Below are 14,699 nucleotides of genomic sequence, written 5' to 3'. Positions count from 1 at the left end.
TTTTTAATAGACCTTATGTTCAAACTATGCAGATTAAATCAGATACAGAAATTAAGACAATAAGGCATTCTTCTTATATTGTTTTTAAAATTCTGAATGAAATTAAAGAAATTATAAAGCCTGGTATTACCACAAAAGATATAGACTCTTATGCTGAGTACAGAATTAAAGAAATGGATGCCAAACCTAGTTTTAAAGGTTATTGTGGATACTCTCATTCAATTTGCATAAGTATTAATAACGAGGTAAGTCATGGTATTCCAAGTAATCAGAGAACAATCCTATCTGGTGATATTGTAAAAGTAGATATAGGTGTATATTATCAAGGATTTCATGGAGATTCTTGTATTACAATTCCTATTGAGAAAGTTTCATTAGAGGCACTTTGTTTAATCAAAGCTGCCGAAGAGGCCCTATACGCAGGTATTAAAAAAGTTAAAGAAGGAAATTACGTATCAGATATAGCAGCTGCTATTACAAAGGTTGTTGATACATATGAATATACGGTAGTAGAAGAATATACAGGCCATGGCATAGGTTATAATTTACACGAAGAACCAGTAATATTTAGTTCTTTATCTCAACAAATTTTTGATACCAACTTAAAAGCTGGAATGATATTTACGATTGAACCAATAGTAAATCAAAAATCAAAATATACTAAAATATTGCCAAATGGCTGGACTGCAATAACTGTTGATACTGGTTTGTCTGCACAATTTGAACATACAGTTTTAGTAACACATGAAGGATATGAAATTCTAACTCATTAAAAATAATATAATTAATATTTTTTATGAATTATTTGATATTTAAATACTTTTCAACTATCGATACTAAATAATTAATCCAATATTGAGCAATATCAGAAGATTCTGATTCGATCATAATACGAAGTAAAGGTTCTGTACCTGAGGCCCTTACTAATACTCGTCCGTTAGATTTCATAGACTGTTTTGCAACTTCAATCCCTTTTTGCAATGCCTCGCAATCTTTCCAAAGGTTTAGTGAGTTTCTATCTTTAAATCTAATATTATGTAGAATTTGAGGATAAGGCTTAAAACTGTTTTCGACTAATTTAGATAAAGATGTTTCTGATTGTTGAAGTAGTGAGCATATTTGAAGAGATGTTTGTATACCATCTCCTGAAATTCCGTGATTATGACAAATTATATGCCCAGATTGCTCACCACCTAATTTAGCACCAGTTTCTATCATTTTTGCTTGAACATAACGGTCGCCAACAGGTGTACGTATTAAAGTACCTCCTAGCTTCTCCCAAGCTTTTTCAAAACCTAGATTTGCCATTATGGTGGTAACCAATAAATTATCAGGAAGATTTCCCTTTTGCATAAGGTATTTACCCCACAAAAATAATATGAAGTCTCCATCTACAATTTGACCTGTATTATCAACAGCCATGACTCTATCAGCATCTCCATCAAAAGCAAATCCGATATCAGCTTTATATTTTTCAACTGCCTGTTGTAATAATTTTAAATTAGTTGAACCACAGTTAACATTAATCAACTCTCCTTTTGGTTCTTCATGCAAAGAAAATACTGTAGCGTCTAATTGTTTGAATATATTTGGAGCAATATTAACTGAGGCTCCCCAAGCTAAATCTAAAACTATTCTCATTCCTCTACAACTAAAAGATGGGGGAAGACTTTTCCTTAAAAAATCATAATAATTATTGATTAAATTATTTTTATATAAAATTTTACCCCATAATTTTTTTTGACTTACAGTTGGTAGTAGCTCCCCTCGTAATCCTTCTTCTATCTTTTGAGATATAGCAGTAGAAAGTTTAATTCCATTAGTATCAAAAAACTTAATTCCATTATCTTCAGGCGGGTTATGACTTGCAGAAATCATTATTCCTCCTATTGCTTCGCTTGTATTCGTTATGTAAGCTACGCAAGGTGTAGGACATAGCCCTAAATACCATACATCGATTCCTGTGGAAGCTAAGCCTGAAGCTATTGACATAGCTAACATGTCACTTGAATTGCGAGAGTCTTGACCAATAATTATGGGTCCTGGAACAGTTTTTTCTGACTTCAACACTTCTCCAGCCCAAAAACCTAATTGAACTGCAAATGAAGCTGTCAACAAATCTCCAGCCTTTCCACGGATTCCATCTGTTCCAAATAAAGGCGTATTAAGAGAATAGAAAGATTGATTAGACAAATTACTATAACAAATGATTTTTATGTTCTTCAAGTAATTAATTCTACTTGAGAATAGGAATTAAAAAATAAATATGGCTCATTTCTCATACCTTACCTATTTTGTATCAAATATTAAGTAAGTTATAAAAGAGAAAATTTAACAATATTACTTATAACTTCCATAACGTTAAAATGTAAATTAAAGTTCCTAATTTAGTATTTTTTTATTAAAAAGAAAATTTTTATTAATAAAGAATAAATTTAATCAAATTGATAAGGTCTTTTGTGGTTTAGCATTACTTCAAGATAGACGTTTCAATTCTATAGATTCAGAACGTGGTAATAAATCAAATATTTCTCGTAAGGCATCATCTATTACTTCGTAATCTACTTGTCCTTTAACGTCGAGAGCTTTCTGCCCGTGACTATCTAAAATCACTATCTGAGGTACAACATCTTGATAGTAATATCCTAGTTCTTCTTTAGTATATGTATCTTTTACAGGAATACTGTCGACTGTAACAGGTATGATATTAGCTGCTCGACCATAAAACTCCTGTATTTTTGAAACAGTTGCAGCAAATTGCTTAGAATTAGGACTATCGTCTAAATAATAAACAATAACTGTTGGAATTTGACGTTTTAAAGAATCATGTAAGGTTGTTTTTGCTGGCACTAAAGAACCATTACCAGCATAAACTATGAAAACATTTCCATCAAAATGATCATCATACATACTAGCTAATGCTTGACTAGGACTTATCCCTAAAAAAAGTAAGAAAAAAAGACAAACTTCTACTAATATTATTGAAATAAATTTATGGTTAAATTTAGCTATTGCCATAATAATTTAAAGACCTTCTAGTAAATTCAGTATGATATGCATACAAAGAATAATTGTAACAAGACTAACATTAGTCAACAAGATGTGAAGCATTCAGTGCTTAGCTATGAATCTCTTCAAAATCTTTTTCCTAATAGTTATTATGCTGTTTTGGGAGTTCATCCATCTACTTCAATATCGGAAATTCGTAAGATATATAGGGAATTGAGTAAACTATATCACCCTGATACTACGGTTTTATCTCCTTCTTTAGCAAAGTTAGAATTTCAACGCCTCAATGAATCTTATCAAATATTAAGTAATCCTCAAAAAAGACTATTTCATGATGTAAAAATTGGTTACATTTATTTAAATACTATACAAAACCCAATTAAAAGTTCTTTGGATATAAAGAAACATCAATATTCTTCAGCATACTTAGATCCTTATGATCGTTCTTTATCTGGAGGAGAAATTTTTGCTGTCTTAGTTTTAGGATTTACTATTTTAGGATGTTTAATATTATCTATTGTTATCACTATTTTAAAGAAAAATGGAGTAACTTTACATATAATGTAATTTCCGGGCTTATTTGAATAGATAAAATTTATTCTAATATATAAACAATATTTACTATAATTTCTTTTATAGCCTAACTTTATATTAAGCAAATATTTAGTTAACCTATGGAAATATTAATTTCTATTTTGAAGCAATATAGAAATAACATATTAAATACAAATTAGACGCAAGCATGTTAATAATTATTTAAAAAACTATAGATGACTTAATAAACTTATAGTTTTGTTAAATTGTTAAAGAGTTTTTCTTTGTTTGATTTTAGAACTTTCAAAAATTAAACATTATTTACAAGAAAATAAATGATTTTTTATAGATGGTATTATTATTGATCTTTCAGTTTAAGTTCATAAAACAACTGAATTCAAAACTATTTATGAACATAGTTCTAAATTTGATAAAAATATTTATTTTATATTAATGTTTTTCTATTAGCGTTGCTCAGCTTTTATCCGAGTAACGCTATTAAATAAAATTATCTAATAACAAAAGAGTTGTATATAAACGCTATTCACTCTCATCCATTATTCCAACTTGTTTTAGATGAATATGTTTACGCCCTAAGGTAATTTCAAACTCATCTCCAGATTCTAATCCCATTTTTTTTGTATATGCTGAACCAATAAGAAGATTACCGTTGGATTGAACACTAATTTTATAGCTAGCTGAACGTCCACCTCTTCCTTGGCCTTCAGAACTACTATCAAGTTCAATACCTTCAGCATCAATTAAAGCATTAAGAAACTTCATCATATTAACGCGCTCTACTCCATTTTTTGTTTTAGTATAATAACCGCAAGCTTTTGCTTTTTCTTCTTTACTAAATTTAGCTTCTTTACTTAACTCTCCAACTTTTTGAAGTAGATCTATGCCGGTTAAGGGTTTAATTTGTTTCATTAATTTAGAAGGTAATTATTTAATTAATTAGGTTTACAGAATAATAGTTGATTAAGTTAGTAATAACGATCAAAAAACTTAAAATTACTAACTATCTATACAATTATCTTACACATAATTTGTAGATTTTATCCACATATTTCAGAAGATTAATAATCTATTACCCTTAATGTTTTATTATTAATATTAATAAATTTATAAATGTTTATCTTTGTTCGTTCTCTTCTAAATGAAAGTATTATAAGGTGAATAAAAATCAGTAATTCTATTTTTAGAAAAACAAAGAAATAATCTAACTAACATGCTGTAATTGTCGTATTGTTAGCCATATACTATATTTAGATTTATTGTTTATATAACTGTATTATAAAATCACAGTATCAAATAATACCTACCCTTAAAAGTAATTTTTTAAAGATAAAGAAGGAATACTTTCATTAATTATTCCAACATTTCTTCATAACAAGACTTATATTGATAGTTATTTATCACATAACCGTTAAGTATAATCCTGAGGATTTTCTTAATAAGAAATCAAATCCTCTATTCTTTAGAAAAAACATTGATTTTTTTTTAACTAAACCCAAATTAATGTTGTACTAATTATGAGTTTTTTGTTTTTTGAAAATTATTATTTATATTAATAGAAAATTAGAGAAGATTTTAAATCTATCAATAAAAATAATAAATACCCTCTATGTCCAAAGAAGATTCATAGTAGTTTTTATGCTATTTGTTGTTTTTTAATTTTTTATATAATTTTTAAATAATAAATAATCTTAATTATTTAATCACCATGAACATTATCAAAAGTATAAAAAAATTATTGGTATTATTAATAATAATCAACTAAAGAATAAGACATCATTTTGAATACTGATTTTTCCATAATTATTTTGATCGTAGCCAGCTTAATTGATTACTTAGTTAGTGATCCATCTAAATATTTGCATCCTGTACAAGTTATGGGATGGTTAATTGTTAAATGCTCTAATTTTCTTCTTAAATCGTTTAAAAAAAGATTTATGCGCCGTTGTACAGGGATTGTCTTGGGTTTGCTGTTAGTTGTTGGTAGCGGGGTTTTCGGTTGGATGATTGGTTTGATTAAATATCATTTTTCTCCTCTAATAGGAGTTGTCATAGAAAGTATTTTTTTGGCTAGTTGTTTTGCTGGAAGAAGCTTAAGATTGGCAGCTTACGATGTTTTTATCCCCTTGAATAGAAAAAAAATTAATCTTGCTAGAATAAAACTTAGTCAATATGTAGGTAGAAGTACTACTCATCTTTCCCAGAAAAATATTTGGCGTACTGTATTAGAAACTATTTCAGAAAACTCCATAGATGGAGTAATGGCACCTTTATTTTATGCAATAATTGGCGCTTTACTACCTCATACCAATAGCCTGGCTTTCGCTCTTGCCTACAAAGCTTCTAGTACTCTTGACTCTACTATTGGTTATAAAAAAGAACCTTTTGCTGATATTGGATGGTTTAGTGCAAATTTAGAGGATATTTTAACTTGGATCCCGTGTCGTCTTGGAGTTCTGACTTTAGCAATACTAGCAGGAAGGCCTTATTATGTTTTTTCAGTCTGTAATCGTGATGGAACTAAGGATATAAGTCCAAACTCAGGATGGAGCGAGAGTGTCTATGCTGCTATATTAAAAGTTCAATTGGGAGGGAAAAATATCTATGGTGACGTAGTTAAAGACAAACCTTTACTAGGAGAACCTATCGAATCAATTACATTTAATACGATAGAAAAAGCCCTGACATTAAAACGCATGTGTAGTTTATGTTGGTTAATATTAGGAATAACTTTAATTTATATAAAAAATTCAATATCCACATAGTAACTATACTTTATCTACTTATATGTGAATCGAAAATATTAAATAACTCAACATACATCTTATATTATCGTCATTACTTAAAAGTTTTGCATTTACCAAATTAATATTAATAGTTACTATCTTATGAACTATGTTAAGTTTTTACATAATTCATCTTAAACATGTGATTTATAGAATAGCTTTCTTATCAACATGATTTAAGATATTCATGAATTTTTCACATAAAGCTTGATGAGAACTTCCATTGCTAGCTATAAAATTACCCCATTGAGATACATCTCCACGGTTATAGATTGGGGTGTCACCATTAAAATAAGTAAATTTTCCTCCTGCCTCAGTAAGAATTAAGTCTGGAGCTGCAAAATCCCAGTCTTTAGGTGCAGATTTACCAGATATAGAGAGATAAACATCTGCTTTTTTCTCCAGGATAGTTGTAATTTTTTTACCTAAACCACCCATGTATATTATGTCTTTTGTTGAAAAAGAATTTATAAGTGACTGAAATCGATTATTTCTATGAGAACGACTTACTACTAAAGACGGATTTTTAATTGTATTTTTATTTGATACTTTAATTTGAGTAATCTTATGATTAAGTTTTTCAACAAATGTTCCATATCCCTTTGTCGCAAAATAAATTGTTTGAGCTTCAGGGATAGCCACCACACCTACATAGGGGCGCCCTTTGTATGCTAAAGCAATATGTAAAGCATATTCTCCTGTTTGATTAATAAACTCTTTAGTACCATCTAAAGGATCAATAATCCATACCCAATCTTTTTTTATACAATTATTATTTTTATAATTCTCTTCACTAAGATAACCGAAAGTATCTTGTGGAAAAAATGCTTGTAAGTTTTTCAAGATATAAGCATTAGATTTAATATCAGCAGTAGTTACAGGATTGCCTTTAGAAGACTCAATAGTTTCAAATCTATTTTTTCCACAATAATAGGAATGTAAAATTTTAGATGCACCCCAAGCTATTGAACGAGTTATGGTTTCAATTTCTTTTAACTTCATAGTTATAAATTTTCCAAAACATATGTTATTTGATTATTGACATTTTGTATGTTTAAAAAAATATAGTAAAGTTCATTTCTATTATTTATAAATAAAAAGAGGGCTAGGAATTAATTACCAGCCCATAATACTATAAATTTTAAACTTAGAAAAATGTAATGTTATATAGATCTAATACAACATTAATAATTTTCATTCATAAAAATTAAAAGTCAATTTTTAAGGTACTTCTATTTTAGAATTAAAGAAATCGACTAGTAACATAACCGAGAATCAACTCAGGTTCTATCCATCCAAATGAGCGGCTATCCGTACTATGTAGAAGATTATCTCCTCTAACAAAACAAGATCCATCTTTATTAATAGAAATTACTCTTTTAATTAATAATAAGTCTGCGCAATGTGGATGTGATACTACAACAATGTCTGTAATAGAAGGAGCCAGGAAATTACTAGTTTGTTTACAAATTAGTAATTCATCTCCTGGATTGAGGCAAGGAAGCATTGACAATCCTTCAACTCTAAAGCGTTGTCGTTTTCCTAGTAGCCAAAGTACAAGATCTATTATGTTACTGTTTCGTATACAAGACATGTAGAATAAAATTTAAAAACTAACTTAATTAGCTCTATACCAAGAAACATCAGTTCTCCCTTTTGTTTGCCAGAAAATACTTTGAATATCTTCTATTGCAGACATTAATTTTTCTGTGTTATCTGAGTTTACTTCTACTTTGCAAGCAGAACAAAGTTTTGCTGCATTCCAAAATTTAGTATGTAAGTCAGGATATTGCTCAAGATGTACAGGTTTGAAATAGTCTGTCCAAAGAACTAAAAGTTCTTTTTTTGCTATGTGTGCCTGTTCTTCTTTGATTGCAATATATCTAGATAGAGTATTTTGATAGGCAGCTACTGCTTCGATATTATTTGAAGTTGGAGGCTGTAAATCTAAAATTTTTTTTGTCATTGATACTACTGCTTCGGCTGCAATTCTAGCTGAAGCTGGGTCGTATACACCACAGGGTCCATCGCAATGAGCATGGACAGTAGGAGCAGGAAACCAATTTTTAACTTGGGTAGCTATTGTTTTTAATAGGTTCATAATTATAATCACCCTTCGTTATGGACTACTAAATGGTATCATTAAAATACTTAATTCGATGCAAATTTAAAAATTTTCTTTAAAGTAAAATTATACATACGAACATAATAGAAAATTATACCAACTATTCTTCTATTATTCTTTCTGCTTCATGAATAACTTCTCTTAATTCGTCAAGCATTTTTTCATTTACATCTGCCCATAAGCCTCTCTGGTTAGCTTCCAGAAGCCTTTCTGAAATATCTCTTAAAGCCCAAGGATTTTTTTCTTCTATAAATTGCCTTACATCTTGATCAAAAATATATTTCTGAGCTATTCCTTCATACATAAAATCTTCTACGCAATTTGCCGTTGCATCATAAGCAAATAAATAATCAACTGTAGCTGCCATTTCAAAACCACCTTTATAACCGTGTCTCATAATGCCCTTGATCCACTTAGGATTAACAACACGAGAACGATATACTTTAGATATCTCTTCTTTAAGTAATTTTACTTTAGGATTATCAATTATAGAATTGTCTCCAAAGTAAGTTTGAGGATTTTTGCCAGTTATACTTCTAATAGCGACAGTCAAACCTCCTTGAAATTGGTAGTAGTCGTCAGAGTCTAGCAAATCATGTTCTCGATTATCTTGATTATGTAGAACAATTTGCAACTGTTTTAATCTTTTTTCAAATATTTCAGGAACTTTGTCTGCTTTTCCACTTTTATCATAAGCATAACAACTCCAATTGATATAAGCTCTAGCTAAATCGTTATCATCTTGCCAGTTTTGAGCTTCAATCAGACCCTGTAAACCGGCTCCATACGCTCCAGGCTTTGAACCAAATATTCTATAACAAGATTTTAAATGTGCTTGTTGATCAGTTAAACCTTTTTCTTTCCAAAATAACTTTTCTTCTTTAACTTGCATAGCTAAAGGATTAGCATCTTTTTCTTCTTCTAGTTTTGATAAATCCTCAATTATATTTGATAATAATAATATTAAGTTAGGAAAACTATCTCTAAAAAAGCCTGATATTCTTACTGTTACATCAACACGAGGTCTCCCTAATACCGATAAAGGAATAATTTCATAATCTATTACTCTAGATCTGTCCCAAATAGGTTTTACTCCTAATAAAGCAAAAACCTGGGCTATGTCATCACCACCTGTTCTCATCGTTGAAGTTCCCCAAATTGATATCGCTAAAGTCTTTGGATATTCTCCATTGTCTTGAGTATATTTTTCAACAAGAATTTCTGCTGCTTTTTTCCCTACAGCCCAAGCTGTTTGAGTAGGAATAGCACGAATATCAACTGAGTAAAAATTTCTACCTGTAGGAAGGACTTCTACTTTCCCTCTAGTTAGAGTACCTGATGCTCCACTAGGAACATATTTACCATCTAATCCTTTAAGTAAGTTACTAACTTCTTGATCAGTTTCATATAATTTTGGAATTAAAAATTTTTGTATCCAATTAACTTCTTTACAAGTATTTTGGAAGTAAATAATTTCCGTAATTTCAGTACCATTAATTAGATTTTCAATTAAATTTTGCGAATACTTTTCTAAGACTTCTACGACATCACCAATAGAGGATGATTTCTGAAGTTGCAAAAGAAGATTTTGAGGTATAAAAGTAGAAAAAATAGAATCAGAGAAAGAATCGCCAAGGTTTGCTGTCAGAGGATTAAAAGTTAATTTTATATCTTTAGCTAGTGCTGTAGTTAAACCAATTCTATTAAATCCAGGTGAGCGAGCAATTGCCAAAATCAAATCTCTTAATTGAACATTTTGAGGGCACTTCCCGAATACATGTAACCCATCTCTAATTTGTGCTTCTTTAAGTTCACATAAATATCCATCCGCCAACCTTAGAAATGTAGATAAAGAATCAGAATCAACTTTTTCTACGCCTAAATCATTATTAATTTTGGTTGTGACAATTAGTTTTTTAATACTATTAGTAATTATTTTTAGACGTTTAGGATCTAAAGCTTGTGCTTCATAATATTCATCAATAAGAATCTCTAATTGTTCTAAATCATCATATAACTCTGCACGAGTCAAAGGAGGAGTAAGATGATCTATGATAGTTGCATGTGAACGGCGCTTAGCTTGTGCTCCTTCGCCTGGATCGTTAACAATAAAAGGATAGAAATTAGGAATACTGCCTAGTGCAACTTCAGGATAGCAAGTTGATGACAATGCAAGGCTTTTCCCTGGTAACCACTCTAAATTACCATGTTTTCCTATATTAATAATTGCTGAAGCTTTGAACTTATTTTTCAACCAATAATAATATGCTAAATAATGAGGTGTTGGCTCTAAGTCAGGAGCATGATAATTTAGGCTAGGATCTAAATCGTAGCCTCTAGACGGTTGAATACCTATGAAAATATTTTTTAATTGAATACCAGAAATTGGGAATGATATATCTACATTATTAAAGATATGTTGCCAGCGCTCTTCAATTTCGTTTTTAATTTTTGAAGGTAAAGTTTGAAAATATTGTTTATATTCTGTATAAGAAACTGACTGATAAACTACTCGTAGTTCCTTACTTTCAGGATCATTTGTTACACCTTTTGTTAAATATCTTATTAGCTCATCGCCTGATGTAGGTATATCCTTAATGCTATAACCTTCTTTTTCTAATGCCTTAAGAATTTCTATACAACTTGCTGGGGTATCTAATCCAACACCGTTTGCAATCCTACCATTCTTGTTGGGGTAGTTAGCTAAAATTATGGCAATCTTCCTTTCAGAGACAGGGGTATTTTTGAGATTAATATAATTACTAGTTAAATCAACGACAAAATCAACTCTATCTTTGATAGGTGAATAAATAACAACATTTGTCTCTAAATCTTTATTCCACACTTTAACGGATTTGAAAGAAATCGCACGAGTTATAATTTTCCCATCGATCTCTGGTAAAGCAATATTCATAGCTACATCTCTAGGAGTTAGACCTTGAGAACTTTCATTCCATTGTTGTAATGTTGAGCTACTAAAGATTACTTGCAAAACTGGACAATCTAATTTCTCCCATAAATTATTAATAAATTTATGATCATTATCAATTTTTGCAATTGAGAAACTGGTAGTGTTAATTAATAATTCATAAGAATTGTTCTTTATATTCTGTAGATAATCGATTAATTCAATTTGAATATTAATATCTTTTAGAGAAGTAACGAATATTGGTAAAGGGACTAATTTTTTACTTAATAAACTTTCACATAAGGAATCTATTGGTAATAAATTACCCGAAAGATAATGTGAACGATAAAAGAGTATGACAACATTTTTTTGATTTACATTATCAACCCAATCATTATTTCGATAAATTCCAAAATTTGGTACTATCTCCGGCTCTTCAGTGTTATATTTAGTTTTGAAACAATTATTAGAAATATACTTTAGCGCATTTAGCCAGTTCTTTTGTCCTCCTTCGCTTATGTAGTTCCACAATTTATTGCACTGATACAATGGAACTGTTGAATGACTCATTAAGATAGTATCGGAAATATCGTCTCCTGGTAGGACAAAAAGGCTTATGTTGTTTAATTCAGCAATATTTTTAACAACTTCTAATCCATAATTCCAATATGAATTTCCTCCTAGTAAGCGTAAAATGATAACTTTAGATTTAGACAATACTTTGTCTGAGTAATAATCAATACTTACCTGTTGCTTTAAATGCAAAATATTTAGAGCACGTATTTTTTGAAAATTATCAGGTAAAAGATGCAAAGAATTTGCTAGGCTTTGAATATCTGTGTCTGCTGCTGTTAAAAATACAATCGGAGCTTGATTTTGCTCTATAAGAACGACTTCATTTTTCCCCGTATCCCAATTTCCAGAATTTGAAGCTATTCTATGCATTACATTTCCTCAGTATTTAAATAACATCAAGCTTCCAAGATAGGATAGAAAAAACAAAAATTGCATCCTCCTTTTTCCCTTTAGCCTTGTCTAAACCGATGAATCTTCCCAAAGAGTTTATTTTACAACGAATTATATCTATATACACATTTGAAAAGCTTTGTTCTCTTTTAGAAAAGCTTTTGAGCATTGAAGGCCCTAAAGGTATCTTGTTGACAAATTCTATCTTTACTTTAGAAGAAAATCCTTCTATATCATTAGACTTAAAAACTTTTTATCTTTTTTTGTCTCCAAAATTTAGCATCTTACTTCAAGGTGTTTTAGACACCTCATCTTTATCTTACCAAGTTACAATTACTACAAAACCAAAGGATATAAATAACTTCGTTCAAAAATTATATATACATTTGAATGACTCTTCAGTATGGAAGAAAAAAATTGTTCCTTATCTAAAAATCAATCACATACAGTCAACGAATTTACTACAATACCTGAATAATAATCTAAGAGATATATTAGAACCTAAAAAAAATAATAATTTATGTACTATTGATCAAAATTTATTAGTTACTTCTCCTCTTAAGAAAGAGATTGAAGGCCAGCTAAGAGCAGAAAGGCTTTTAAGTCAAGTAATTAGTAAAATCCGTCAATCTCTCGATATACCAACTATCCTAGAGAATACTGTTAAAGAATCGAGAGAAATTTTAGGAGCTGATCGTTTAATTGTTTATAAATTTAACAATAAACAGTTAATTACTTCAAAAGACTATGATTTAATCAAAGGAAATGGATATGTAGTTCATGAATCACTTGCTACTAGAGATATTCCTTCCTTATTAAAAATTTTAATAGAAAGTAAGGTTTTTACAAAGATTGCAAAATATCAAAAAAGATCAATTACTTTTGAAGATGATATCAATAATTATTCTTTCATTCATTCATGTTTTTACAATTTACCTAGTAAGTTTTGGATACTTTCTGAGATAGTAGCTCCTATCAAAATAAACGATAATTTGTGGGGACTTTTAGTTGCACATCAATGTTTACAGAAACGGAGATGGTTAAGTGATGGAAAAGTCACTTTAGAAAAAATCGCAGAGCATCTAGCCGTTGCTCTTTATCAAGCACAGCTTTATTCTCAGGTTCAAAAAGAAAAATATGTATTAAAACAAAAAGTTATTAAAAGAACACAAGAATTATGTGATACTTTAGTCGCTTCTCAAGCAGCTAATTATTCTAAAAGTGAATTCTTGGGTAATATGAGTCATGAGTTACGTACTCCATTAACTTGTATTATTGGGTTGTCGGGAACTTTATTATATTGGTCAAAAGAAAATTCAACATTATCTTTAGAAAAACGAAAACATTACTTAGCCACTATTCAAAATAGTGGTGAAAATTTACTTCAAATAATTAATGAAATTTTAGAATATTCAAATTTACAAACAGGAAAATGCTTACTAAATATTCAAGAATTTTCTTTAAGTGATATTGCCAAAAACATTTTACAAAAAGTCTATAAAGAAGAAGTTCACCGACACATTAATTTAAAACTAGATTTAAGGATTAATTCTATAGAAGATACATTTTTAGCCGATCCTGTAAAAATGAAACATATTCTCTATTACTTATTAAACAATGCCTTAAAATTTACCCCAGAAAATGGGACTGTCATATTAAGAGTTTGGAGGCATAGAGAAGAAGTAGTTTGGCAAGTAGAAGATACAGGAATAGGTATAAAGACAGAGCAAATACCATTGTTATTTAAATTATTTCAAAAGCTAGAAAATCATAGGAAACGCGTTTATGGAGGGACAGGGTTAGGTTTAGCTTTAACGAAACAACTAGTAGAATTACATAGTGGAACTATTGAAGTAGATTCTTTAGTCAATAAGGGGTCTATTTTTACAATAAGAATTCCAAACCAGTCTCAATTTAAAAATAGATCCAATAATAAATTAATAAGCCGAAAAGAATCATTGTTTTCGACTAGAGTTATTATTTTAATAGAAAGTAATAATAAAATTGCAACTCTTCTTGAAAAGTTATTAACATCAGCTAATTATTATTTTATTTGGTTAATTAATGATATTAAATTAATAAGGAAAATAGAGCTAATTCAGCCCATAGCAATTATCTTAGACCAAGATTTATCTAAAGCCCTTAAGATAAGTAAACTTTTGAAGAAATCTTCAGAGACTAAATCTATAAAAGTACTATTTCTAAAAGATACAATTACATCTAAAGAATGGCTAGAAATTGCCGAAACAGGAATTGACGATTATCTTATAAAACCTATACAATCTAACTTTTTACTCAAAAGAATAAAAACCCTAACACTAAATTCTGAAAATATAAACTTTAATACTTAACA

Annotated in this window: 11 protein-coding genes; 4 read left to right on the top strand and 7 right to left on the bottom strand. The window is 29.5% G+C overall.

The genetic code is table 11. From position 1 onward, the window contains the following. The first annotated feature begins 26 nt into the window (after positions 1 to 26). Positions 27 to 773, top strand: a complete 747-nt coding sequence (map, locus tag UCYN_RS04800; RefSeq protein ID WP_012954383.1) for a type I methionyl aminopeptidase — start codon at positions 27 to 29, stop codon at positions 771 to 773. 28 nt (positions 774 to 801) lie between these two features. Here map and glmM read toward each other — a convergent pair whose 3' ends face one another. Together glmM and UCYN_RS04790 are read right to left on the bottom strand one after the other, a co-directional pair. Continuing rightward, positions 802 to 2,226, bottom strand: a complete 1,425-nt coding sequence (glmM, locus tag UCYN_RS04795; RefSeq protein WP_041487772.1) for a phosphoglucosamine mutase — start codon at positions 2,224 to 2,226, stop codon at positions 802 to 804. 249 nt (positions 2,227 to 2,475) lie between these two features. Then, complete coding sequence (locus tag UCYN_RS04790; protein ID WP_012954381.1) at positions 2,476 to 3,018, bottom strand: thylakoid membrane photosystem I accumulation factor; 543 nt, start codon at positions 3,016 to 3,018, stop codon at positions 2,476 to 2,478. 36 nt (positions 3,019 to 3,054) lie between these two features. Between UCYN_RS04790 and UCYN_RS04785 the strand changes: the two genes are divergently transcribed. Next, a complete protein-coding gene (locus tag UCYN_RS04785; RefSeq protein WP_012954380.1) occupies positions 3,055 to 3,576 on the top strand; it encodes a J domain-containing protein in 522 nt (173 codons plus the stop codon). A 507-nt stretch (positions 3,577 to 4,083) separates the two neighbouring features. Here UCYN_RS04785 and UCYN_RS04780 read toward each other — a convergent pair. After that, positions 4,084 to 4,473 carry an AbrB family transcriptional regulator gene (locus UCYN_RS04780; RefSeq protein WP_012954379.1) on the bottom strand — a complete coding sequence of 130 codons (390 nt, stop codon included), beginning with the start codon at positions 4,471 to 4,473 and terminating at the stop codon, positions 4,084 to 4,086. Positions 4,474 to 5,342: 869 nt separating this feature from the next. Here UCYN_RS04780 and cbiB point away from each other — a divergent pair. Next, positions 5,343 to 6,326, top strand: a complete 984-nt coding sequence (gene cbiB, locus UCYN_RS04775; protein WP_012954378.1) for an adenosylcobinamide-phosphate synthase CbiB — start codon at positions 5,343 to 5,345, stop codon at positions 6,324 to 6,326. 168 nt (positions 6,327 to 6,494) lie between these two features. Here the strand turns inward: cbiB and UCYN_RS04770 are convergent, their stop codons facing one another. From UCYN_RS04770 to cobN, 4 genes are all read right to left on the bottom strand, one after another. Next, complete coding sequence (locus tag UCYN_RS04770) at positions 6,495 to 7,349, bottom strand: 3'(2'),5'-bisphosphate nucleotidase CysQ family protein (protein ID WP_012954377.1); 855 nt, start codon at positions 7,347 to 7,349, stop codon at positions 6,495 to 6,497. Positions 7,350 to 7,590: 241 nt separating this feature from the next. Beyond that, complete coding sequence (gene sodX, locus UCYN_RS04765; RefSeq protein WP_012954376.1) at positions 7,591 to 7,941, bottom strand: nickel-type superoxide dismutase maturation protease; 351 nt, start codon at positions 7,939 to 7,941, stop codon at positions 7,591 to 7,593. Between the two features lie 24 nt (positions 7,942 to 7,965). Further along, positions 7,966 to 8,448: a superoxide dismutase, Ni gene (sodN, locus tag UCYN_RS04760; protein ID WP_012954375.1), complete on the bottom strand. Its 483-nt coding sequence runs from the start codon at positions 8,446 to 8,448 to the stop codon at positions 7,966 to 7,968. 124 nt (positions 8,449 to 8,572) lie between these two features. Continuing rightward, positions 8,573 to 12,325, bottom strand: coding sequence for a cobaltochelatase subunit CobN (gene cobN, locus UCYN_RS04755; protein ID WP_012954374.1), 3,753 nt, complete (start codon positions 12,323 to 12,325; stop codon positions 8,573 to 8,575). Positions 12,326 to 12,423: 98 nt separating this feature from the next. On the opposite strand from cobN, the gene UCYN_RS04750 reads away from it, so the two are divergent. After that, positions 12,424 to 14,697 (top strand): ATP-binding protein, encoded by a 2,274-nt coding sequence (locus UCYN_RS04750; protein ID WP_012954373.1) that lies wholly within the window; start codon positions 12,424 to 12,426, stop codon positions 14,695 to 14,697. The last annotated feature ends 2 nt before the right edge of the window (positions 14,698 to 14,699 follow it).

The organism is Candidatus Atelocyanobacterium thalassa isolate ALOHA, from assembly GCF_000025125.1.
Classification (GTDB): Bacteria; Cyanobacteriota; Cyanobacteriia; order Cyanobacteriales; family Microcystaceae; genus Atelocyanobacterium; species Atelocyanobacterium thalassae.
The sequence above is the reverse complement of the archived record's forward strand: the minus strand, read 5'-3'. Positions and strand labels throughout refer to the sequence as shown.

Bases quoted from the DNA above. Each gene is read 5' to 3' on its own strand.
- map (WP_012954383.1), top strand. From the start codon at position 27: ATGCAGATTAAATCAGATACAGAAATTAAGACAATAAGGCATTCTTCT.
- UCYN_RS04790 (WP_012954381.1), bottom strand. From the start codon at position 3,018: ATGGCAATAGCTAAATTTAACCATAAATTTATTTCAATAATATTAGTA.
- UCYN_RS04785 (WP_012954380.1), top strand. From the start codon at position 3,055: ATGCATACAAAGAATAATTGTAACAAGACTAACATTAGTCAACAAGAT.
- UCYN_RS04780 (WP_012954379.1), bottom strand. From the start codon at position 4,473: ATGAAACAAATTAAACCCTTAACCGGCATAGATCTACTTCAAAAAGTT.
- UCYN_RS04770 (WP_012954377.1), bottom strand. From the start codon at position 7,349: ATGAAGTTAAAAGAAATTGAAACCATAACTCGTTCAATAGCTTGGGGT.
- sodX (WP_012954376.1), bottom strand. From the start codon at position 7,941: ATGTCTTGTATACGAAACAGTAACATAATAGATCTTGTACTTTGGCTA.
- sodN (WP_012954375.1), bottom strand. From the start codon at position 8,448: ATGAACCTATTAAAAACAATAGCTACCCAAGTTAAAAATTGGTTTCCT.
- cobN (WP_012954374.1), bottom strand. From the start codon at position 12,325: ATGCATAGAATAGCTTCAAATTCTGGAAATTGGGATACGGGGAAAAAT.
- UCYN_RS04750 (WP_012954373.1), top strand. From the start codon at position 12,424: ATGAATCTTCCCAAAGAGTTTATTTTACAACGAATTATATCTATATAC.